The organism is uncultured Altererythrobacter sp. (genome assembly GCF_913057185.1).
Taxonomy (GTDB): domain Bacteria; phylum Pseudomonadota; class Alphaproteobacteria; order Sphingomonadales; family Sphingomonadaceae; genus Erythrobacter; species Erythrobacter rubellus.
The window spans coordinates 876,281-898,279 of sequence record NZ_CAJXNK010000001.1 but is presented as its reverse complement, the minus strand read 5'-3'; the positions used below and the strand labels follow the sequence as shown (position 1 = coordinate 898,279).

Below are 21,999 nucleotides of genomic sequence, written 5' to 3'. Positions count from 1 at the left end.
GTGAAACCAATAATCTTTTCGCTTGCCATGGCCACCAGCTTGGCAGCTCCGGTTAGCGCACAAGAAGCTCCTGATCTTGAGATGTGGCAGCTCGACTGCGGCACGATTGAGCTAAGCGACGCGGGCGATTTCTCTGATGCCCACCTTTATGACGGTGAGGAGCGCACGCTGGTCGTCAATTGCTATCTGATCCGGAACGCCGATCAGTACATGTTGTGGGATGCAGGCCTGTCGAAGGACCTGATCGGCATCAGTTACACAGAAGGCGCTTTCACAGTTTCAATGAAACGATCGCTGGTCGATCAGTTGGCTGAACTCACGCTGAGCCCCGAGGACATAAACCTTGCTGCAGTAAGCCATTATCATTTTGACCACACGAGCCAGCTTGCCGATTTCCCCGATGCAACGCTCTTGATCGGCGCTGCTGATTGGGATGTGGTGAAGGCAGCACAGGAACCCAATCAGTTGGTCGATCCACGTCCTTTCACGCCATGGCTGGGCGAAGATACAGCGCCGGTTACAGCGATTGCACAAGACCACGATGTTTTCGGTGACGGATCGGTCTTGATCAAGGCAACGCCGGGCCACACACCGGGCCACGCCAGTTTGCTGGTCCGCCTTCCCGAGAAAGGTGACGTCTTGCTGACCGGGGATCTTTATCACTTCGAAGAACAGGTAACGAACCGCGGGGTACCCCAGTTTAACACCAATCGCGCGGACACACTCGCTTCGATGGCGCGTTTCGACGCAATAGCCAAGTCGCTTGATGCGACGGTGATCATCCAGCATGACTCGCGTCACCTAGATCGGCTCCCGACCTTCCCGGAGGCAGCCAAATAATGGAAAAAGTACGCGAAATCGAAGGCCGCGCTTACCCGTATGGGGCTAAAAACGTCGATACGGACGTCATCATTCCGGCTGAATGGCTCAAGACCATCACGCGAGAGGGATTGGGCAAAGGCGCATTTGAAAGCGTGCGTGCGCAGCCGGACAATGTGTTCGATGACGAACGCTACGCCGGCTCACCAATCCTTATGGCGGGCGACAATTTCGGCTGCGGATCCAGCCGCGAACACGCGGCCTGGGCGCTGGGCGACCTGGGCATCAAGGCGGTCATCGCGCCGAGTTTTTCCGACATATTCTCAGGCAATGCGTTCAAGAACGGCATCCTGACCGTTGTGCTGCCACAAGAGGCAGTGGACCGCCTGCTGGAAGTGGCAGAGACGGACGAGATCACAATCGATCTGGAAAGCCAGACCGTGACCACGCGATTTCAGGATCGCTTCACATTCGAAATCGACCCTTTCCGCAAGCAATGTCTGATGGAAGGGCTGGACGAGATCGGGCTAACGCTGGCGCGCGATGCGGCCATTGCAAATTACGAACAACGCCGGGGTCAAGAGATGCCCTGGATCGAGAGAGGGACACAAGTCACATCATGAAGGCACTACGTACGCACCAAATTGGCGGCCCGGAAACGCTCACGCTGGACGAAGTCGAGGTCCCTACCCCGGGCAAGGGCGAAGTGCTGGTTGATGTAAAGGCTTGCGCGATCAACTATCCCGACACGTTGATGATCCGCGACATGTACCAGTTCAAGCCAGAGCGTCCGTACTCTCCGGGTGGCGAGATCGCGGGCGTGATCGAAGCAGTGGGCGAAGGCGTGGAAGGCTATGCCGTGGGCGACAAGGTCATGGCCGGGATTGGTAATGGCGGACTGGCAGAGAAGGTTATCGTCCCCGCTGGCCGCATGTTTCCGATCCCAGATGGCGTGGCATTCGAAAAGGCAGCCAGCCTGCTGATGACTTACGGCACGACGATCCACGGTTTGAAGGATCGCGGACACATCAAGGAAGGCGACACCGTGCTGGTGCTTGGTGCGGCAGGCGGCGTTGGCCTGTCAGCCGTAGAACTTTCCAAGGCTTTTGGTGCGCGCGTAGTAGCGGCGGTATCCTCTGAAGAAAAAGGCGAGGTCGCCAAGCGCGCAGGTGCAGACGAGGTCGTGATCTATCCCAAAGGCGAGATGGACAAGGACGCGTCAAAGGCGCTCGCCAATGCGTTCAAGGCGGCTTGCGGCCCGGAAGGCGCAAACATCGTCTATGACATTGTTGGCGGGCAATATTCCGAGCCTGCGCTGCGTTCGATCGCTTGGGAAGGAAAGTTCCTGGTGGTCGGCTTCCCGGCAGGAATCGCCAAGATGCCGCTCAACCTGACGCTGTTGAAAAGCTGTGACATTGCGGGTGTCTTCTGGGGCGCGTTCACCGCACGCGAACCGGTGAAGTTCCGCCAGCAAGTGGAAGAGCTGTTCCAAATGATGAAGGACGGGAAGATAGACCCGCTGGTGTCAGAAACATTCCCACTGGAGCGCGGCGGTGACGCAATTGCGAAACTTGAAAACCGGCAAGCCGTCGGCAAGCTTGTAGTGACGATGGACTAAAGCGCCTTGCCGCATGCGGCGGTGAACCCTATTTCGCTTTTAGAGACAATCCCGAGGGGACTGACACAATGACCGATTTCAAAGACCGCGAGCGCGCAGAAGAAGCCAAGTTCGCGATGGACGAGGACACCGCGTTCCGCGTGGCCGCACGCCGCAACCGCTTGCTGGGTGAGTGGGCAGCGTGCCTGATGGGCCTGACCGAAGAAGAAACCGATGCCTATAAGAAGGCAGTAGTGCAAGCTGACTTCGAAGAAGCGGGCGACGAAGATGTAATCCGCAAGGTTCTGGGCGATCTGACCGCAGCAGAGAGTGATGTCAGCGAAGCCGACATCCGTGCCAAGCTGGATGAATGTTCGGTCGAAGCGCGCCGCCAACTCATGAGTGAGAGCTGATCACATGCCGATGTCGGCATCCGAAATCACTAGCATGATCACTGCCGCGCTTCCCGGCGCGGTGGTGGAGATGACTGATCTTGCCGGAGACAATGACCATTGGGCAGCCAAGGTTACCGCTCCGCAATTCGCAGGCAAGAACCGCGTCCAGCAACACAAGATGGTCTACGAAGCCTTGGGTGGCCGTATGGGCGGAGTTCTGCATGCCTTGCAACTGACGACCGCAATTCCCACTTCGGATTGAGCAAGAATTTCAACTTTCAGGTTTTAGCCACCATGTCTGACACTGACGTACGCATTTCCACTCTCGTGAATGACAACGATGTTGTCCTGTTCATGAAAGGCACCCCCCTGTTCCCGCAATGCGGCTTTTCCAGCCGCGCCGTGGCCATTCTGGATCACTGCGGCGTTGCCTATGAAGGCGTGGATGTGTTGCAGGACATGGAAATCCGTCAGGGGATCAAAGCCTTCTCTGACTGGCCAACCATACCGCAGCTCTACGTAAAAGGTGAATTCCTTGGCGGTAGCGACATCATGATGGAAATGTTCGAAGCAGGCGAATTGCAGCAACTGCTGGATGAAAAGCAGGTGGCGAAAGCAGACAGCTAAAGCCAGACCCAATCGACCAGGACAAAAAGAAAGCCGCCCCGGGGTACCAGTGGGGCGGCTTTCTTTGTTTCGGGGAAGCGGGCCAGGGAGACTGCGGCACTGCCTCATTCACGAAGACTAACTCGTATGCCAATTACTATGCATCGAGCATGCCAGTTTCACGGATTGGACCTTTTCCGCGCCTTGCGATGGTTGCCAATTCCTTACCCGACCCTCGAGTGTTAGAATTTCCGACAGCTTGGCGATTTTGCTGGGTGGCAATTGCTTGCCGCTATGCGCATAAGATTGCCGATGAACCCACCTGACACCCAAGCGCCTGACGCCATTCCTGCTGCAACCGTCATAATTTTTCGCAACGGACCGGACGATGGCCCGCCCGAGATCCTGATGACGATCCGCAGTCGCGAAATGGTGTTTGCCGGCGGCATGGCCGTGTTCCCCGGTGGCCGGGTCGACCCGGCCGACTTTGAGCTTGGGGCGATGATGGGCGGGTCGCTCGAGCCAGATGAAGCCGCGCATCAGATAGCGGTGGTTCGCGAAACTCTGGAAGAGACCGGCCTTGTTATCGGCCTTTCCGGTGATATCGACGCCAGCAAAGCGCAGGCAGCCCGGCACTTCCTTCAGGAAACCGGTGAGCTTGCGCCAGTGCTTGACCACTTCGGCTGGGAACTCGATCTCGATCAGTTAACGCCCTTTGCCCGATGGTATCCCAAGAACGAGCGTATTCCGCGCGTCTATGACACGCGGTTTTACCTTGCGAATCTGGGAACCGGGGCGGTCGATATTGCTGCTGACCTTTCTGAGAATACGCATCTATTCTGGGTATCTGCGAAGGGAGCCCTGGAGGCTGCCGAGAAGGGTGACATCAAGGTCATCTTTCCGACTCGCCGCAACCTGGAACGGCTTGCACTTTTCAGCACTTTCGAAGAGGCCAAGGCTCAAGCTGAGGCGATCCCCGTGCGCACAATCACGCCGTTCATGGAAGACTTGGAAGGCAAAACGTGGCTCCAGATCGGTGAAGATCTCGGCTATCCTGTGACAGGAGAGCCGTTGGACAGCGTCATGCGGGGCTAGCCTCGCCCAGCCGGTGTGTGTTGAAAACTGGCGCGCCCGGCAGGACTCGAACCTGCTGCCTCAAGATTAGAAGTCTCGCGCTCTATCCAGATGAGCTACGGGCGCGCGCCGAAACTGCCATTAGCGTGCTTTGCAGCGGGTTCAAATGGCGTTAGGTCTTTCGCCCATGGAAAAATCGCCTCAACGCGTCACTAGCGACTCCGCCCCACAAGCATTCCGCTATTATGACCTGGTCATGGCGGCGTTTGTCGCGATCCTGCTGCTGTCCAACCTGATCGGCGCCAGTAAACCGAGCTACATCACTCTACCCGGCGGCGAATCATGGATCTTTGGCGCAGGTGTGCTGTTCTTTCCGATAAGCTACATTATCGGCGATGTTTTGACCGAGGTCTACGGCTATGCTCGGGCGCGCCGCGTAATCTGGACCGGGTTTGCCGCATTGCTGTTCATGGCGTTCATGGCGTGGGTGGTTGTCTCCCTGCCCCCGGCAGATGGCTGGCCATTCCAGAGCGACTACGAGAATGTGTTCGGCAATAGCTGGCGCATTGTGCTTGCCTCTATGACCGCATTCTGGGTTGGCGAGTTCGCCAATTCCTATGTGCTTGCAAAGATGAAGGTCTGGACGGAGGGGCGATTCTTGTGGATGCGCACCATCGGGTCGACCGTGGTCGGGCAAGGGCTCGACAGCATGATCTTCTATCCATTGGCGTTCTGGGGCCTCGCTGGCTGGCCGCCTGAGACGCTTGTCCAGGTCGTAATCTCGCAATGGATCATTAAAACGCTGTGGGAAGCTTTGCTTACCCCGTTCACTTACATCGTGATTAACCGGTTGAAAGCGGCGGAGGGCGTCGATCTATACGATACGCAAACGGACTTCTCCCCGTTCGCAAGCAGCGGAAAACGCGATGACTAGCGGCTATTGAACGGCTTCGAACCAGTCATCTTCCACCGCAGTTTCCCAAACTGTGCCGTCAGGCACAATCTCGACCTCCGGTTCCAGTTGCAGGCGCTCTGCCAACAGCTTCAGGTCTTTCTCAACCGGTATGCCATAAAGATCACGATGGCTTTCCTGCAGCCGCAAAACCAGCCTGTCTTCATCTCGCAAGAGACGGCTGACTTGCAGTGATTTGGGTGAGCGGGCACCAATTCTTCGCGCAAGGCGGATCCCAAGTCCCCAGCAGATTGCTTCTTCGAGCGCCTCGCGCGAAGCAAGAAGCATAAGCTGCTTTGGCAGATCGAGCTGGTTACCGTTTGCCGCCAACGTTGCCGCCATCATCGCGCGCCCTTCCGCGTCGACCGCAAGCCAGCGCTTGTGCAATGCCCAGTCGATTGCCAGCGGAACGCGCAGGTTAGGTTCAATCTGCATACCGGCCAGAGCCAGCATTGTTGCAGAAAGGCGCAGCCGTTCGCTGCCGGAATCGCCGGTCGGCACGGCTTCCGATGCCCAGCCCGCAATCCGGGTCGCCAATTGAGGTGGTGCGCCGCGCGACGCCGCAAAGTGCGACACCCCGGCCAATAGTGGATCCTGCGCACGCATGTGTTCAGCAAGGCGTGAATAGATCAGCCCTTCGCGAAGTCCCCAGGATGAGAAAACGACCGTCTCTGGCTTGAGTGTTCGCAGGAGTGCTTGCAACAGCACCGCTGCGTGCGGAAGGATTTCCGAGCGCATCGCCGTGATACGTGGAACCCGCTTGAGGTTGTCCGGATCCTCTTGCGCCAGCTTTCGGGCCAGGGCCAGCACCTGTTGCCGGCTCAGCTCAAGTGCGTGCGGGTCAGTCAAAGGAAACTTGCGCATTTCCATCGCGTAGACAGCCATCGCGCGCCAGGTACCACCAACCAGATACAGCGGGGAATTGATGCGCTTGCTCCACCCGCCGTCTTTCAGCTTGCCGGCCAGGCGTTGCCGCATAGCCACGACCCCGTTGTCGCTGTCTTCGCGATATTCACGCAGCCGCAAAGTACCAAGCGGGAATGTGGTGGCACCCTCGCTTGCTCCGCCAGCAACGCGGATCAGTTCAAGACTGCCCCCGCCCAGATCGGCAACCACTCCTTCGGCTCCGGGAAATGCCCCTATCACCCCCTGGGCGCTGACCTCAGCCTCTTCTTCGCCAGCCAGAAGCTTGGGCGCAAAACCAAGCGCCCGCACTTCTTCCAGAAACTCCGGCCCGTTTTCAGCATCACGCGAAGCTGCTGTCGCTACCGTTTCGACATCGTCGACACCCAAATCTTCAAGAAGCAGGGCAAAACGTTTTAGCCCGCGCATAGCCAGGTCAATCGAATCCTGCGCCAACCGTCCGGTCGCTTTGATTTCGCGCCCCAGCTGCGCAGCAACCTTTTCGTTCAACAGCGTAACCGGCGCCCGCATAGTCCCGCCATAAACAACCAATCGAACAGTATTGGACCCGATGTCGATAATTGCACGCTCTGCCGCATTGCCCGAGAAGCTGCCCGCCCAGTCGCTGCGCCGCCGCGTCGAACTCATGCGTCGCGCCCCTTGCGCAAGGAAAGCTTTGGTACTGCGTCCGGATCCAGCGCATCACCCCGGCCCGACAAAGAAGGGTTGGTCATGAAGTAATGGTGACAGTTGAAGGGTTTATCAGGGGTTTCGGCTCGCAGATATTCGCCGTCTTCGCGCAGCCACCAGCTTTGTTCGCTATCAAGAACATTGGCAAGCAACACCTGTTGCAGAACCTGATCATGCACGGTGCGGTTTCTGATCGGGATTAGGGCCTCGACACGTCGATCAAGATTACGTTCCATTAAATCAGCTGAGGAAATGTAGACTTTTGCATTGCTGCTTGGCATCGCATGTCCATTGGCGAACGCGTAAATTCGTCCATGCTCCAGAAAGCGTCCGATGATCGATTTGACGCGGATGTTATCGCTGACCCCGGCAACGCCAGGGCGCAAACAACAAATACCGCGCACGATCAGCTCTATCTCGACACCGGCCTGGCTCGCTTCATAGAGCTTGGCGATCATGTCCTGATCAGTGATCTGATTGCATTTCCCCCAAATCGCTGCTGGCTTCCCCGCGAGTGCGTTTGCAATCTCTGCATCAATCAATCCGTACAGATGATCGCGCAAATGGATGGGTGATATGACCAGCGCTTCTGTACTGCGCGGTTCAACATAGCCGCTTACAAAGTTGAAAAGCTTTGCCGCATCGCGGCTGAATTCCGGTTCAGCGGTAAAGAAGCTGAGGTCGGTATAGGTGCGGGTGGTAACCGGGTGATAATTACCCGTTCCAAAGTGGCAATAGGTGCGGAACCCATCTTCCTCGCGCCGCACGACCATCGCAACCTTCGCGTGTGTTTTCCAGTCGACGAAGCCGTAAATCACCTGGACCCCGGCGCGCTCCAGCTTGCTCGCCCACATCAGGTTTTGCTCTTCATCAAATCGCGCTTTGATCTCAACCACCGCGGTAACCGATTTGCCTTCTTCTGCAGCAGCTATGAGCGCGCTGATAATGGCCGACTGGTTGCCTGCACGATAGAGTGTTTGCTTGATCGCCACGACATCCGGATCTGCCGCGGCCTGCCGGATGAAGTCCACCACCACTTCAAAGCTTTCATAAGGGTGGTGGATGACGATGTCTTTCTCGCGGATGGCAGCGAAACAGTCACCATCGTGTTCCCGAATGCGTTCAGGATAACGAGGGTTATAGCTTTCGAATTTGAGATCGCGCCGGTCCGCGGCCACAATCTCGCTCAATGAACTCATCCCGATAATACCATCGGTCCTCATTACCATCGCATCGGACACGCCCAATTGTTCGAGCAGGACCTGCTCGGCAACGGGATCGAAATCCTCTTCCAGTTCGAGTTGGATCACACGCCCTCTGCGCCGGCGCTGGATTGCGCTGCGGAATGTGCGGACAAGGTCTTCGGCTTCTTCCTCGATCTCTATGTCGCTGTCACGCAGCACACGGAACAACCCGTCGCCTTCGATCGTAAAACCGGGAAATACATGATCGGCGAAACGGCAAATCAGGCTGGCGACAGAGATAAACAACGCATCGTCGCCCGGAACCTGCACAAATCGAGGCAAAGCAGGCGGGATCAAGACCATCTCGATAACTTGCTCATCATCTGCTTGCCGTGTGAGCGTGAAGAGAAGGCCCAAGCCGCCATTGGTGACAAATGGAAACGGATGGGCCGGATCCAGCGCCTGCGGTGTGAGAACCGGCATAATTTCCTCGAGGAAGTATGTCTCGAGCCAATCAATTGCATCGGGCGAGATGCGGTGCTCGTCAGCCACATGGATGCCGTTGGCGGACAATTGCTCATGCAGCTCTCGCCAAGTCTTCTCCTGAGTGAGCGAAAGCCGCACGACCCGCTCTCTAACCGCGGCAAGCTGCTGCGATGGCGTGCTGCCATCAATCGACAGGCGTTCAATCCCGCGCTGCACCTGTCCCGCAAGGCCGGCAACGCGGATCATCACGAATTCATCAAGATTGCTTCCGGAGATCGCCAGGAACCGAAGGCGTTCCAGCAGCGGATAGTTCGGATTGCTCGCTTCTGCGAGAACGCGCTCGTTAAACGCCAGCCAGCTCAGTTCCCTGTTGAAATAGAGATCGCCGCTGGTCGCCGCGGGACGGCTTTGTTGTAGATTGACCGGTTCGCTGCCCATGGTGGTCTGTTCTAACTCCCGCACGATACATTGTCGAAGGATTCAGATAAGCGAGCTGCTATCAGCAATTTCCGTAATCCCGCGCTTGCCGGTCCCATCGCGGCCAAGCTGAACAATCACATCAATTACAGAAGCTGCGTAGGCAATCGTATCGCTGCGCGTAAGGCCGATACCGGTCTGCATGACCATTAGCGACAATTGTTCCAACGCACCGCGCAGACTGTTGGCGTGGATCGTAGAAAAGCTGCCCGGGTGACCAGTGTTGATAGCACGCAGGAAACTTACGCTTTCCTGGCCACGTAGCTCGCCCAAGACGATCCGGTCCGGGCGCAATCGCAGCGCGGCTTGCAACAATTCGTTGGCGGACACCTTGGCTTCACCCAGTTCGCCCTTCACAGCGACAAGCCCAACACCGTTCTCTCCCGGCAGTTTCAGTTCCGGTGTATCCTCCACCAGAACCACGCGTTCATCGCGCGGGATTTCCTTCAACATGGCGTTGAGGAAAGTCGTCTTGCCTGTGCTTGTGCCGCCTGAGATCAGAATTGTTCGCCTTTGGCGGATCGCTTCACGGAGATAGGCGATTGGCTCAGCTTGCGGGTCAGGCATTTGCGGGGGCACAGGTTTGGAAAGCGGTCCGGCATCATAGGCGTCTAGCGGTAAATCGAGCCGGCGATGACGGCGGATCGCCATCGTCCAGTGCTTACGCGCCGCCGGCGGACCGCAAAACTGGATACGCGCGCCATCCGGCAATGTTGCGCCCAGCAATGGGTGTTCGCGGTTGATCCCCTGGTGGCTTACCCGCGCAACCTGCTCCGCAAGCCGCTGAACAAGCGCATCATCGATGTCAGGCGTTTCGACCCGCTTCATTCCGGGATCTGTGGCATCTTCGATCCATACTTCGCCCGGGCGATTGACCATAATCTCGGTTATTGTGTCGCGATCCAACCATTGCCGGAACGGCGCCAAATACGCCTCCAGATACACACTGTGCTCACCCGCAGGCGCCTTAACGTCATTCGGCAAAGGATGGACTTCAGCGGACATCGTCTTTTCGCTCAATTCGGAACCTGAGAGAAATCCAGATCTCGCGATGTAAATACGCGGATTGGTTCACCCTGGCGGACGCGGACTGTCGGGCCGATCTTGCCGTCCTGCTCAATCGCCGCTGCTGCCGCCGAGCTGCCACCGCCCAGCACGACAGACGCACCCCCTGATGCAACCGCAGCGAGGCCATCGACCACGGATAGCAGAAGTGCAGAACCGAAGCGGCCGAAGAAATTCGAATTCACATCGCCTTCAAGCCCGGTGGTGCCATCGAAGCCGACAGCAGGCGATGCGAGATTGACCGAAGCGCCGTCTGGGCGGATCAGCCGCGTCCAGATAACAAAGGCACGCTTTTGTCCGCCTTGCAGACCGGATTGGTATTGCCCGACGAGCCGTGATGATCGTGGAACCAGAATGCGGGTGCCGTCAAAGCTACGCACATCCTCGCTCACGACTGCACGGACAAATCCCGGAACATCTGTGTCGATTGCAGTCTCAAGGATTGCCGGGATCAACGTGCCTTGCGTGACCGTGGTGGACGGGTTGGTCATCGGCGTTGCTTGCGCAGGCGCGCCGCCAACGCCGCCAATGCGGCTCGCGAAGTCGGCGGCTGAATTGCCTGTCGATGCCGGCGATGCCGAGCCTGTCGCAACGGCCGCGTCTGGCGCAACAGCCTCTACCGCATTTCCGGCCGCGCTCGAATCGAACACCACCGTCGGACTGGAGTATGGATTCGTGCTTGGTGCTATTGCGACAGCCGCTCCGCTCTCATCAATGGGTTCTGGTACAACAATTGGCGGCGGCAACGCTTGCACAGGTTCTGGTGCTTCGACTTCTTGAGGCGCCGGGGCAACAGGGGTGGGATCAGCGGACAAAGCTGGCTGTTCCTCCAGTTCCGCCGATGTCATCGCCCAGAATGCGACTGCACCAAGCCCGGCAACAATGGCGACACCAGCGGCGAGCCCCAAGGCATCCGAGCCCGGTTTTTGTTGAGCTACCGCTGGATAAGCTGTGCGGCTTGCCAGATCGATAATTTCAGCTGACTCCTGATCGCGCGGATCTTTGCCCGTAACTTGGCTGGCCAAACGCATCAGTTGTTCTCCCGCGCTTCAGCTTCGATCTGAGCGAGCGCCGGCTCATCACGTAGCGGCGGCGACGGGCGGACCGGGCCGTTGTTGATCAAAAGAGCGGATTCTTCGCCATGCCTGAGCACAATCTGGCGCGGCACCGCCTGAACCACGATTGTCTCGCCGCGCACGGTGAAATTCACCGGCCCTTCAGTTCCCTCTGAATCCGTGATCAATATGGCGGGCACCGCCCGATCAGTCGGCCAACTTAGGAATGTGGCACGGCCATCGTCAAAAGCGCGTACCGGATGCAGGCTGGCATCCCCGCGCTTGTCCCATGCGAAATTGAGATCAGCGGGATCAAGCACTGCGAAAGGATCGGTGGCTGCCGCCATCTCGCTGGCATTTGCCTGACGGCGCGCTTCCAGTTCGGCAGCAGCAGCCTTAGCCGCTTCGAGTTCCGGATAGCGGAAGCTCATGACATAGACCGGGCGATTGCGCGGGCTCGCAACCAGATCGAACAGGTAAGTTCGCTGGCTGGTGACAACGGTCAGATTGGTCACGGCATTATCGGCCAATGGCTTCACGAACAGTAGGTTCGCCCGCTTGTTGGGCGTGACTTGCCAGCTTTGCGAATCCCCGATCGCGACATTCTCGATCACTTCGTCTTCAGCGAACATGATTGTCGCCTGGACACGCGCCTTGCCATTGATGCGCACGACTTGTGCTGGATCATATTCCAGCTCAACCAGACGCGGATCATCAGCCATCGCCGGGGTAGTTGCCAGCGTTGCCGTTGCAAGAGCGAGCGCAAATGCTGCTGCGCGGATCATGATGAAGTCTCCGATTTGCGCGCTAAAGCGCGCGCTTGAACAGGGCGGAAGCGATTGCCGATACCACGCGTGCGTGACGTGGATTGTCTCGTGTCAGAATGCGGGGCTGCACTGCCCCCGGATGTGGCGTACACCCGTGTTTCGCGCACCCTTGCCGTGCTGCCAGTGCCGCCGCCATCACTGGCCATATTGGTCATAGTCGCTGCTGCAACGTCCACACGGCGAGCGCCCGAGGCGGTTGCAGCTATCGTTGCGTTGCGCGCCTCAGCCACACGGGCCGAGGTTTGGTTAAAGGTGCTGACCGCCGCAGCATCCACCGTGTCGCCTTGCGGTGCAAGCCCGAACACCTGCCAGCCGGCAACCATGGTGCCGGTCACTTTGAGTACCATAAACATCAATGCGACATGTACCGCACCGATCAGGAAAAACGCCATCGCCGCACGCGGTGATACTTCGCCGGGTATGGCAACCAATGCGGACAGCACCGGCACTGCCAACTCCAGCATGATTGTGCCGCCCAGCACGGCAAACAGCGGAACCAGCGCCAGCATGACCAAGCCTTTAAGCCAACCGGTGAATAGGCCGCGTGTACCGTTGAACAAAGCCATCACAACGAAGGCAGGACCAATTGCCACCAGCAATGCCAAGGCAATTTTCGATGTGGCCAGGATGCCAACTGTCCCCAGCAACAATAAGACTGCCCCCAACCACATCAAACCAGGCGGCGAGAATGCTTCAAAGTTCTCCTGACCCTGGCTCGCTTGCTGTACAGCCTCGAATACCACATCCAGCTTTTGCCCGAATACCAGGGTGGCCGGGCCATCGCTGCCCGTAAGAACTCTGGCCAACCATTCCGGACCCCATACGATAAGGTTCCAGACGACGCCTTGGTAGGCGACCCAGCTTGTCGCAAAGGTAAGAACAAGGCCCAGAGTCATCATGCGCGGAACCAGTGCCCGGACGCTCAAGCTGGAGCGCCCCAGCATCAAGCTGATCCCGAAGAAGGCTACATAGAAGGTCAGCAGAATGACCAGGGTTGTTTGCAGCGCCCCGCCGGGAGCGAACAGGCTGCCGAACATACCCGCTGCGCCTTGCTGAGCCATGCATTCGATGGCCTGCAGCGCAGAGGCAATGCCCCCGCCCATGCCCTCTAGCGCAGTATCGCAAGTCCCCGCCATTACTCTGCCGCCTGCCACAGCGGCAATTCGCCGCCGGCATCATTGTCTGCATGTTCGGGCCACACGCGGCCGGTCAGCGGCGGGAACCATTCCGCCGGATCATCGCCAACCGATGCGCGCAACTGGTCCAGCTTGCGCACTGAAGCTTCGCGACCAGACAGGATCGTCAAAACTTCCGGAGCGCCTGAAAGGTCAAGCCGCACCACAACGCTCGCGTCGGGCTGACGAACCAGGAAGCAGCGGCTGTGTGCCGGAAGCGACCGGATCAGCGCCAGCTCATGATCGGTCAGGCCAAAGCCATCGCAATAATCCTCTGCCCGCGCGCGGCTGTTGGGCATGAAAATCATCGTCGCGGTCTGTTCCACCAATGCAGCCGAGATCCGGCTTTCGAGTGCGTCGCTGGCACTTTGTGTGGCAAACCCAACCAGCGCATTGCGCTTACGCAACGTCTTCAACCAGTCGCGGATACGCGCAGCGAAGACTTCGTCATCCAGCGCCTTCCACCCTTCATCAATCAGGATCATGGTCGGCTCACCGTCCAACCGCTCATCAATGCGGTGGAACAAATACATCATGGTCGGCGTGCGGAGGCGCGGATTTTCAAGCAGCGCGGTCATGTCAAAGCCAAGCACACGGTTCGCCAGATCAAGCTTGTCGCTTGCGTTGTCGAACAACCAGGCGTGCTCACCATCACCGATCCATGCCGAGAGCCGGTCCGCCAGATCGCCGGGCTGCGGCCTGCGCGATCCGGCCAGCAATTCCTTGAAATGGCGCAAGCGGCGCAGCGATGCATCATTGCTGTAAGCGGCGTCCACTGCAGCCGAAATCGTGGCTAACTCTTCCGGCCCGTTCGCTTCCAGAATTACACCCAGCCAATCGCGCAAGAATGCCTTGTTCTCTGCCGTGTCGGGTAGCGCGAGCGGGTTGAAACCAGTTGGTTCGCCCGCGCTGATCCGGTCATATCGCCCGCCAATCCCGCGAATGAACAGCTCTGCACCGCGATCCTTGTCGAACAGGACTGTGCGTGGATTGAATTTCTGCGCCTGCGCAGCGAGGAAGTTCATCACCACCGTCTTGCCTGAACCGGATGGGCCGATGACCGAGAAATTGCCCAGATCGCCATTGTGAAAATTGAAGAAAAACGGAGTCGCGCTGGTCGTTTGCAGCAGTGTTACCGCTTCACCCCAGTGGTTGCCATTTGCCTTGCCCAGCGCAAAGCCATGCATTGAGCCGAAGCCAGCCATATTCGCGCTGCTGATCAGTGCGCGGCGCACCACATATTGCTCATTACCCGGAAATTGTGCCCAGAAACCGGGCTCCAAATTGATGTCTTCGCGAACAGCAATCGCGCCGGCATCTGCCAAAGCCGCAGCACAAGATGCCGTTGCCTCATCAAGCCGGGCCAGATTGCTTTCACGGACCAGCACTGTCAGGTGATGATCGCCGAAGCCAACCGAGCCATTGCCCAGCTCGTCCCGCGCGGTAAGCATGTCAGCACGCTCGGCCGCTGCCTCTTCATCCACCGCGCGCAGACGCCGCAGCGCCAAATCAATCCGCTCTCGTGCCGTGGTTCGTTCGGTAGGCGCGTAGCTTTCCGTGACGATCATCTCGTACGGCTGGCGCAGCAAGCCATCAAGCAGGCCCGGCGATGTGGCGTCGGGGTATTCTTTAAGGCCCAGAAGAGCTGCGAATTCTACCTCGCCTGAACCGCGAAGCTCCATCGCATCCAAACCGAAACTTGCGCGTCGATAGGGCAGCATTTGACCTACGTCAGTGTCATGCTCCGGCTCGCGCACGGGGCGCATCTCGCCATTGTAGATCGCCGAAAGCAGCTCGAGCATTTCCGAATTGGTGCCCGTCAGCCCCTCGTATTGGCCGAGCACCTGCGCGCCGTAACTTTGCAGCGATGCGACAAGCCCGGTGACCGCGGCCTTCAGTGTGCGAACATCCTTGGTATCGGCTTCGACTTCGCTGCTGCGCGCCCGATTGAAAAAGCGTGAAACACGTTCTGCCAGGCCCGCCTTGCCACGTGCGGGGCGGCGGATTAGCGTGATAAACTGGTCATTGATGAACAGAGAACCACCTGCGAGCCGTTCTTTCCAACGCGTATCGATATGACGGCAGAGCGGATCATCAAATTTCGCATCTAGCTCTACCTCTACCCGGCGGCGGATGACATGGTGGTACAGCACGAAGCGTGAATCGAGTGTCGAACGCAGCACCACTTCGCGCGTCGCCGCATGGGCATTCAGGCTGTCTGTGTCCTCAGTTTCGAACAACAGGCCAGGCACTTGAATGGAGGACATGACCGATCCATCGCGCAGCAACAGCGTGTTTTCGTCGACCATCCGCAGATAGGGTAAACGGTCGCCAGCCTTGGCTTCCTTGGGGGCCCAGCCCGCCGCTCCGATCCATTTGCTCATATCAAATCAGTTCCTGCGTCACGGCGTGTAACTATTGCAGCCCCAACGCTTGTAATTCTTTACCCGCGGGCACTGCGACACCTTGGTGATCCAGAGATCGAAAATGCGCGGTTCCCTCAAACAAGCGAAGTATCCGATGATGTGCACGACAATCGGCACCATTATGATCCACAGGCTGCTGAGGATCAGAAACGCAATCGTCGTCACCATCAGATTGATGATGAAGAAATTCATCGTCACCCCGGCGAACATCTGTGGCCGGGTCAATGCACGGTGCACGCTATGGCGAACGAGATTGCTCATCGACTAATCAAAAGCCCCCGATCGAGGCGACCAGACGCGGCGCGCCGAAGATAATGAACACACCGATGATGACCGTGCCGCCATAGCGCCAGTTCATCCGGCCGGTCAGCATCATGAAGCCAACACCCGCAACCGCCATCACGGCCAGACTCGTCGCAATCGGGCCCAGCAGAATGCCCTGCATCCAGACCAATGCGCTGGTAATCGGATCGTCGCTCTGCTGGACCTGCTGCGCAAAAGCAGCGCTGGGCATAGCAAGCAGCATAAGCCCGGCTGAAAGTCTCACAATTGCGTTGCGGATATTTGAAAACATCTAGGTCATCCCGTTCTGTCTGTTGCGATGATGCGCCGCAAGACGGCCCAAAATCGATCTAACGTAATTCTGTGTTTCACGAATTTGCGGAACACCGTTCGCGCGCTCGACGCGTCCCGGACCCGCATTGTAAGCAGCGAGCGCTTTTACCAGATCACCGTCAAAGCGGTTGAGCTGCATGCGCAGGTAACGTGCGCCGCCTTCCAGATTGGCGTGCGGATCGTCTGGATCGACACCCAGATATCGCGCCGTGGCTGGCATCAATTGGGCGAGGCCCCTGGCCCCCTTCGGCGAAATCGAGCGGTGACGCCACCGGCTCTCTTGCCAGACCAGAGCTTCCAGCAAAGCCGGGCTGAGGTCATAGCGGGTGCAGACATCAGCCACAGTTGCCGAGTAGGCTTGCGGCACCCCTACGGCGAGGACTTCCACCAACATTACCGGGCTAACCGAGTATTGCGGGCGATCAGGAATAATAATGGCTTGCGATAAATTGTTGGCAATCTGAGCGGAAACGGCTGATTGGGTAATAGGGCCGCCAGCAATCCATTGCGCGCCATCGCTCCCGATCTCCATCACATCGGCCTGCGCAGGCGCTGCCACCGCAACAGCGCTTAACAGCCCTGCGGCAAATAGCCCGCGCGCGGGAAAGAGAATCAGCTCACTATCATTCATTAACCCCGAATGCTTAGCTCAAATGACAGTGACGTGACAGAACAGGGTTACCAAGCCAGATAGATTTCTTGCGAAAAACCGCAAAAATTGCACAACTGGGTCGTACAACCCCCATAATTACCTGATTTTGATGATTAACCGGCTTTTACAGAAACTTGGTTCATAAGCGGCAATGCCATGCCCATTCCAGTCGGCGACTTTGGTCTATAGGGAGCCTCAAGCGCTGCGAGTTCTTCTGTCGAAAGATCGATATCGAGCGCGGCGATAGCTGCATCGATATGATGCTCCTTTGACGCGCCAATAATGGGAGCCGCAACGGCAGGCCTGGTGAAATGCCAGGCAAGAGCCACACTGGCACGGCTGACCCCGCGAGTTTTCGCAACTTCGCCCACCGCCTCGATGATAGCTCGGTCAGCCTCGTCATCGTCCTTGTAGAGCGCCTTGCCCACTCCATCGGTCTTGCTGCGCACGGTCTCTTCATCATTGGCCCGCGCCAGTCTGCCGCGCGCAAGAGGGCTCCAGGGGATGGCACTGACGCGTTGATCTTCGCACAGGGGCAGCATTTCGCGCTCTTCCTCACGGTAAAGCAGATTGAGCTGATTCTGCATCGAGATGAACCGGGTCCAGCCATTTGCACGCGCCAATTCCTGCGCCTTGGCGAATTGCCAAGCGTACATAGAGGACGCGCCGATATGCAGCGCCTTGCCCGATTTCACGATGTCATGCAGCGCCTCCATCGTTTCCTCGATCGGCGTTTCGTTATCCCAGCGGTGGATCTGGAACAGGTCGACATAATTCGTACCCAGCCGCACCAGACTGTCATCAATTGCCTGCATCAATGCCTTGCGCGAATTGCCGCCCGCGTTGGGCGCTGGGCGCCACGGGAAATAGGCTTTGGTCGCGAGCACAATCTCGTCACGCTGGGCCATCTCCCTAAGCAGATTTCCGGTGATTTCCTCCGAGGTTCCGCCCGCATAGACATTGGCAGTATCGAAGAAGTTTATGCCGGATTCCAGAGCCTTGCGGAAAAATGGGCGGCTTTCCTCTTCGTTCAAAAGCCAATCGCCATGCCAGCCCTTGGTCGTGTCACCATAGGTCATGCAGCCGAGGCAAAGGCGCGAGACAGTCAGCCCCGAAGTTCCCAGTTTCGTAAACTTCATCATGTTCCCTTTACAGCGATAGGCCGCCGTCAACGATCAGCGATTGCCCGGTAATGTAGCTTGCAAGCGGCGACGACAGGAACAGCGCCGCACCGGCCATATCCCGAGGCGTGCCCATCCGGCCCAACGGAATGCGGGCGATTGCGCCATCGCGGCGTTGCTCGTTCTCGGTTGTAACTTTGGTCATCTTTGTCGGGACGAAACCGGGCGCAATGCCGTTCACACGAATGCCATCTCGCGCCCAGGCTTGCGCCAGCGAGCCTACCAGACTGGCAGCGCCCGCCTTGCTTGCGCCATAGGCGGGGTTGCCGATCATGGCATGGAACGCGCCGGTCGAACTGACAATGATGATTGAACCGTCGCGTTTTGCGAGCCCCAGATGAAAGGCGCGCGCACAATCCATCACCGAGTTCAGATTCACGTCGATCACCGCGTCCCAGCCTTCACGTTCGAACTCGCGGCGTCCATATCGCACCGCGCCCTGGCACAGGACCAGCACGTCAATGGGATCGAGCTTGGCTGCAAGCACATCGGGCGAATCCCGATCAGTCACATCAAGCTGATGATAGGTCAGCCCGGTAAAATCGCTGTCCTCAGCTTCCAGATAATCACCTTCATCGGGCCGCGTACCTGTAACATGCGCCTCTGCCCCACGCTCGGCAAATCCGCGTGCAATGCCATTGCCGATCCCGCTCGAGCCACCGATCACCATCACGCGCTTGCCAGAAAAATCGAGCGGGTCAGACATAGCTTAAGCTCCTCAAATGGAACGCGAAATCACTTCTTTCATGATTTCGTTTGTACCGCCAAAAATGCGCGTCACGCGCGCATCGCGCCACAACCGGGCAATGGTATACTCATTCATATAGCCCGCACCACCATGCAGTTGCAGCGCTGTGTCGCACGCCTCCCATTGCAGATCGGTGTGCCACAGTTTCGCCGCGCTGGCTTCATCGGTTGTCAGCTCGCCGGCCAGATGTTTGCGGATCGCCCAGTCGAGGTGCGCCCAGCCCACTTGCAGTTTGGCCTTGAGGTCTGCCAGTGTGAATTTGGTGTTCTGGAACTCGAATACTGTCTTTCCAAATGCCTTACGGTCCTTCGTAAAACTAACCGCTTCATCGAATGCGCGCTGCGCGGCGGCCTGTGCACCAACTGCGATGCCCAAACGTTCCTGAGGCAATTCTTCCATCAGATGGATGAAGCCGCGGCCTTCACCACCCAGAATATTGGTCTTGGGAACGCGGCAATCGTTGAAGAACAGCTCTGATGTATCGGCCGAATGCTGCCCGATCTTGTCGAGGTTACGACCGCGTTCAAAACCCGGCGTACCTGCATCAACCAGAATCAATGTCGTGCCCTTTGCGCCTTGAGTCGGGTCTGTCTTGGCAACCAAGATGACGCAATCGGCGTTCTGGCCATTGGTGATGTAGGTCTTGGAGCCGTTGATCACGAGGTGATTGCCGTCTTCAACCGCAGTCGTGCGAATACCCTGCAAATCGGACCCCGCGCCTGGTTCAGTCATGGCAATGGCCGTAATGATATCGCCAGAGACCATTCCGGGGAGGTATTTCTGCCGCTGCTCCTCAGTACCCAGCCGTTCAAAGTAATTGGCCGTGATGTCGCTTTGCAGAGTGAAGCCTGCCGCAGAACCCAGATACGAAAGCTCTTCACACAGCACGCAGTTAAAGCCGAAATCGAGCCCCAGCCCGCCATTTTCCTCTTTCACAGTAGGGCACAGCAGGCCCGCCTCACCAACAGCCTTCCAGACCTCGCGCGGGACAATACCTTCTGCTTCATGCTGGTCCAGATTAGGCTCGAGATGTTGCGCGAACACCTTGCGCACGGTGTCACGGAAAGCCTCATGGTCTTCGTTATAGGCGGTGCGATAGCTTGTATCGAGCATGTGAATTCAACTTCCCTGATATTGAGATGGAAACATTATGGCAGCGTGCGGCCGATGTGCACACTTGGTGAAACTGACAATGCAGGTGGATATGCGCGCGCGCAGTCCCGGCGTGTTAGTCGCGTTAAGCTAAACTTGCCTAGCGCCCAACAAGGGCGAGACGGTGAGGAACTCGATGGAACCGATTGATACTGGTGCGCTGGTCGGCTGGAAGCTGGATGATCTTGGCAAACGCATGGTGTTGCACATGCAAACAATGCACCGAACCGAGAGCGAAGAGAAGGAAGTCCGCGAACGCGCAGTGTTGCTCGATCGCAATCAGGCATTCCTGCTCGCAAATTATCTGTTTGAGATGACCGGCCAGTCAAAACCCAAGCGACGCAGCGTGTTGCAAGCCCTGTTCGGAAATTAGCCCGTACAGCCAACGCTTTACTCTGCCAGAATGTCACGCAGGCTGCCGTCGAAGGCCCACGTCTTGTTGGCATTGATTAAATGCAATCGCCAGTGTTTGGCCGCCCCGTCACCATCTCCAGCTTCGATCAGGTCGATCAGCTTTCGCATGCTTTTCAATGCCGTACCACTGTCCGCGATCCGCCCTTCGGCATCGCGCCGTATCAGCCGCAACTTCACCTGATCCATCAGATCGTGCAGCATCTGGATCATGAAGTGGAGCGTGCGATTGCCACCTTGTTCCACCAGCAATTCATGAAACTCTGTCAACGCCGCGATAAAGCCGCGCGTGTCGCCCGCCTCATCCAGGCGCTCCAAACGGTCAATCTCGTTTCGAAGTATCTCTAGTGAAGCCTTAGCACCCGTTCGCGCCAAACGGCGAACCACATACAGTTCCAACGCCAGCCGGGCTTCAAAGATATCCGGTACAGTGGTTTCATTCGCTTGCAGAACGAAGCTTGCATAGCGCGACACACCGCTCACTTTCGGGCGACTGACGCGAGCCCCACTGCGCGATCCACGCGTAACGGAAATCAACCGCTCGGCCTCCAGAATACGAAAGGCTTCGCGCAGAGTCGGGCGCGACACGCCAAATTGTTCCAGCAGTTGGCCCTCTGGCGGCAAAGACGAACCTTCATCCAGATCGCCGGAGATGATCCGCTTGCGGATCCGGTCTGCAACAATCTCAGCGGTCTTTGGCACCCGCAGTTCTTCGCGTTGACCAAGATCCAGGATGTTGGGTTGGTCGGCAACCAAACTGCCGCGCCCCAATGCGTTGTCGTCAGACCTCGCCATTTATTGTCAGATACCTCTCGTCCGCCCGCGATGTCTCACTTAGTTAGCGAAGTCGGCCCGCCATGTCATGGGGCTATTGTTAGCGCTCTTGGTTCGAGAAGATGGGTTCGCGCTTGCAAAACAGGGTGGTCCTGCGCACATGGGGCGCATGAATGCCAAGGCTACGACAACTTATCGCGCCGGATCAGACAGCGTCATGCTTCGCCGCGCCATGGGCTGCTACGCGACGGGGATAACAGTGGTTACCGCGCGCGCACCCGACGGCGAGCCCGTTGGTCTGACCGCCAACAGCTTCACTTCGGTCAGCCTTGAACCCCCGCTCTTGCTGGTTTGTCCGGCTCTATCCGCGGCCACCACACAAGTGCTGTTGGAAGCAGATCATTTCGCAGTGAATGTCCTGTCAGACGAACAGGCCAACCTTTCTCGTCTGTTCGCCACGAAAGGCACAGACCGTTTCGCAGAAACGCAGTTCGAGACCTGGCATCACGACGTGCCTATCATTCGTGACGCACTCGCCAATTTCGAGTGCAAACGCTACTCAGTCGCTGACGGAGGCGATCACGCGATCCTGGTAGGGCAGGTCGAGCATGTTCGCTTTGCCGACGAAGGCGATCCGCTCCTCTATTTTCGCGGTGAGTACCGCAGTCTGCAACGCGACTGATCCGATCTGCAAACAAAAAAGGGCCGGCGCGAAGCCGGCCCTTCCCCCCAATT

Annotated in this window: 24 protein-coding genes and 1 tRNA gene; 10 read left to right on the top strand and 15 right to left on the bottom strand. The window is 57.8% G+C overall.

Going from position 1 to position 21,999, the window contains the following annotated elements; all coding sequences use genetic code 11:
- The 7 genes from QZ487_RS04495 to QZ487_RS04465 all read left to right on the top strand — a co-directional run bounded on the left by QZ487_RS04495 (position 1) and on the right by QZ487_RS04465 (position 4,512).
- Positions 1-840 carry an N-acyl homoserine lactonase family protein gene (locus tag QZ487_RS04495; protein ID WP_296023506.1) on the top strand — a complete coding sequence of 280 codons (840 nt, stop codon included), beginning with the start codon at positions 1-3 and terminating at the stop codon, positions 838-840.
- Positions 840-1,442, top strand: coding sequence for a 3-isopropylmalate dehydratase small subunit (gene leuD, locus QZ487_RS04490; protein WP_285976574.1), 603 nt, complete (start codon positions 840-842; stop codon positions 1,440-1,442). Before QZ487_RS04495 ends, leuD begins: the two co-directional genes overlap by 1 nt.
- Positions 1,439-2,437, top strand: coding sequence for an NADPH:quinone oxidoreductase family protein (locus QZ487_RS04485; protein ID WP_296023505.1), 999 nt, complete (start codon positions 1,439-1,441; stop codon positions 2,435-2,437). The genes leuD and QZ487_RS04485 overlap by 4 nt, the downstream gene beginning before the upstream one ends.
- A 68-nt stretch (positions 2,438-2,505) precedes the next feature.
- A complete protein-coding gene (locus QZ487_RS04480) occupies positions 2,506-2,829 on the top strand; it encodes a DUF1476 domain-containing protein (protein ID WP_285976572.1) in 324 nt (107 codons plus the stop codon).
- A gap of 4 nt (positions 2,830-2,833) precedes the next feature.
- Positions 2,834-3,073, top strand: a complete 240-nt coding sequence (locus QZ487_RS04475) for a BolA family transcriptional regulator (RefSeq protein ID WP_285976571.1) — start codon at positions 2,834-2,836, stop codon at positions 3,071-3,073.
- Between the two features lie 32 nt (positions 3,074-3,105).
- Complete coding sequence (grxD, locus tag QZ487_RS04470) at positions 3,106-3,438, top strand: Grx4 family monothiol glutaredoxin (protein ID WP_285976570.1); 333 nt, start codon at positions 3,106-3,108, stop codon at positions 3,436-3,438.
- A 291-nt stretch (positions 3,439-3,729) separates the two neighbouring features.
- Positions 3,730-4,512, top strand: a complete 783-nt coding sequence (locus tag QZ487_RS04465; protein WP_296023503.1) for an NUDIX domain-containing protein — start codon at positions 3,730-3,732, stop codon at positions 4,510-4,512.
- A 28-nt stretch (positions 4,513-4,540) separates the two neighbouring features.
- Here the strand turns inward: QZ487_RS04465 and QZ487_RS04460 are convergent.
- Positions 4,541-4,617 (bottom strand) — tRNA-Arg (locus QZ487_RS04460).
- Positions 4,618-4,678: 61 nt separating this feature from the next.
- Here QZ487_RS04460 and QZ487_RS04455 point away from each other — a divergent pair.
- Complete coding sequence (locus QZ487_RS04455) at positions 4,679-5,425, top strand: queuosine precursor transporter (RefSeq protein ID WP_285976568.1); 747 nt, start codon at positions 4,679-4,681, stop codon at positions 5,423-5,425.
- Positions 5,426-5,428: 3 nt separating this feature from the next.
- On the opposite strand, the gene QZ487_RS04450 is transcribed toward QZ487_RS04455, so the two are convergent.
- From QZ487_RS04450 to QZ487_RS04390, 13 genes are all read right to left on the bottom strand, one after another.
- A complete protein-coding gene (locus QZ487_RS04450; protein ID WP_296023501.1) occupies positions 5,429-6,994 on the bottom strand; it encodes a Ppx/GppA family phosphatase in 1,566 nt (521 codons plus the stop codon).
- Complete coding sequence (locus QZ487_RS04445; RefSeq protein WP_285976566.1) at positions 6,991-9,144, bottom strand: RNA degradosome polyphosphate kinase; 2,154 nt, start codon at positions 9,142-9,144, stop codon at positions 6,991-6,993. The genes QZ487_RS04450 and QZ487_RS04445 overlap by 4 nt, the downstream gene beginning before the upstream one ends.
- Before the next feature lie 42 nt (positions 9,145-9,186).
- Complete coding sequence (virB11, locus tag QZ487_RS04440) at positions 9,187-10,188, bottom strand: P-type DNA transfer ATPase VirB11 (RefSeq protein WP_285976950.1); 1,002 nt, start codon at positions 10,186-10,188, stop codon at positions 9,187-9,189.
- 11 nt (positions 10,189-10,199) lie between these two features.
- Positions 10,200-11,279: a TrbI/VirB10 family protein gene (locus QZ487_RS04435; protein ID WP_296023500.1), complete on the bottom strand. Its 1,080-nt coding sequence runs from the start codon at positions 11,277-11,279 to the stop codon at positions 10,200-10,202.
- On the bottom strand, positions 11,279-12,088 hold the full coding sequence (locus QZ487_RS04430) for a TrbG/VirB9 family P-type conjugative transfer protein (protein ID WP_285976564.1): 810 nt from the start codon (positions 12,086-12,088) through the stop codon (positions 11,279-11,281). The genes QZ487_RS04435 and QZ487_RS04430 overlap by 1 nt, the downstream gene beginning before the upstream one ends.
- A complete protein-coding gene (locus QZ487_RS04425) occupies positions 12,085-13,266 on the bottom strand; it encodes a type IV secretion system protein (RefSeq protein WP_296023498.1) in 1,182 nt (393 codons plus the stop codon). The genes QZ487_RS04430 and QZ487_RS04425 overlap by 4 nt, the downstream gene beginning before the upstream one ends.
- Positions 13,266-15,689 (bottom strand): VirB4 family type IV secretion/conjugal transfer ATPase, encoded by a 2,424-nt coding sequence (locus QZ487_RS04420; protein ID WP_296023496.1) that lies wholly within the window; start codon positions 15,687-15,689, stop codon positions 13,266-13,268. Before QZ487_RS04420 ends, QZ487_RS04425 begins: the two co-directional genes overlap by 1 nt.
- A gap of 18 nt (positions 15,690-15,707) precedes the next feature.
- Entirely contained in the window at positions 15,708-15,992 is a 285-nt protein-coding gene (locus tag QZ487_RS04415; RefSeq protein WP_285976561.1) for a VirB3 family type IV secretion system protein, read from the bottom strand.
- A gap of 7 nt (positions 15,993-15,999) precedes the next feature.
- On the bottom strand, positions 16,000-16,305 hold the full coding sequence (locus tag QZ487_RS04410) for a TrbC/VirB2 family protein (protein ID WP_296023494.1): 306 nt from the start codon (positions 16,303-16,305) through the stop codon (positions 16,000-16,002).
- A complete protein-coding gene (locus QZ487_RS04405) occupies positions 16,306-16,905 on the bottom strand; it encodes a lytic transglycosylase domain-containing protein (RefSeq protein ID WP_296023492.1) in 600 nt (199 codons plus the stop codon).
- Positions 16,906-17,111: 206 nt separating this feature from the next.
- On the bottom strand, positions 17,112-18,137 hold the full coding sequence (locus tag QZ487_RS04400; protein ID WP_296024112.1) for an aldo/keto reductase: 1,026 nt from the start codon (positions 18,135-18,137) through the stop codon (positions 17,112-17,114).
- Positions 18,138-18,147: 10 nt separating this feature from the next.
- Positions 18,148-18,885: an SDR family NAD(P)-dependent oxidoreductase gene (locus QZ487_RS04395; protein WP_296023491.1), complete on the bottom strand. Its 738-nt coding sequence runs from the start codon at positions 18,883-18,885 to the stop codon at positions 18,148-18,150.
- Positions 18,886-18,897: 12 nt separating this feature from the next.
- On the bottom strand, positions 18,898-20,040 hold the full coding sequence (locus tag QZ487_RS04390) for an acyl-CoA dehydrogenase family protein (protein ID WP_296023490.1): 1,143 nt from the start codon (positions 20,038-20,040) through the stop codon (positions 18,898-18,900).
- 175 nt (positions 20,041-20,215) lie between these two features.
- On the opposite strand from QZ487_RS04390, the gene QZ487_RS04385 reads away from it, so the two are divergent.
- Complete coding sequence (locus QZ487_RS04385; protein ID WP_296023489.1) at positions 20,216-20,452, top strand: hypothetical protein; 237 nt, start codon at positions 20,216-20,218, stop codon at positions 20,450-20,452.
- A 17-nt stretch (positions 20,453-20,469) separates the two neighbouring features.
- Here QZ487_RS04385 and QZ487_RS04380 read toward each other — a convergent pair whose 3' ends face one another.
- On the bottom strand, positions 20,470-21,285 hold the full coding sequence (locus tag QZ487_RS04380) for a FadR/GntR family transcriptional regulator (RefSeq protein WP_296023487.1): 816 nt from the start codon (positions 21,283-21,285) through the stop codon (positions 20,470-20,472).
- Between the two features lie 148 nt (positions 21,286-21,433).
- Here QZ487_RS04380 and QZ487_RS04375 point away from each other — a divergent pair, with 148 nt between their 5' ends.
- A complete protein-coding gene (locus QZ487_RS04375; RefSeq protein ID WP_296023486.1) occupies positions 21,434-21,946 on the top strand; it encodes a flavin reductase family protein in 513 nt (170 codons plus the stop codon).
- Positions 21,947-21,999 lie beyond the last annotated feature (53 nt).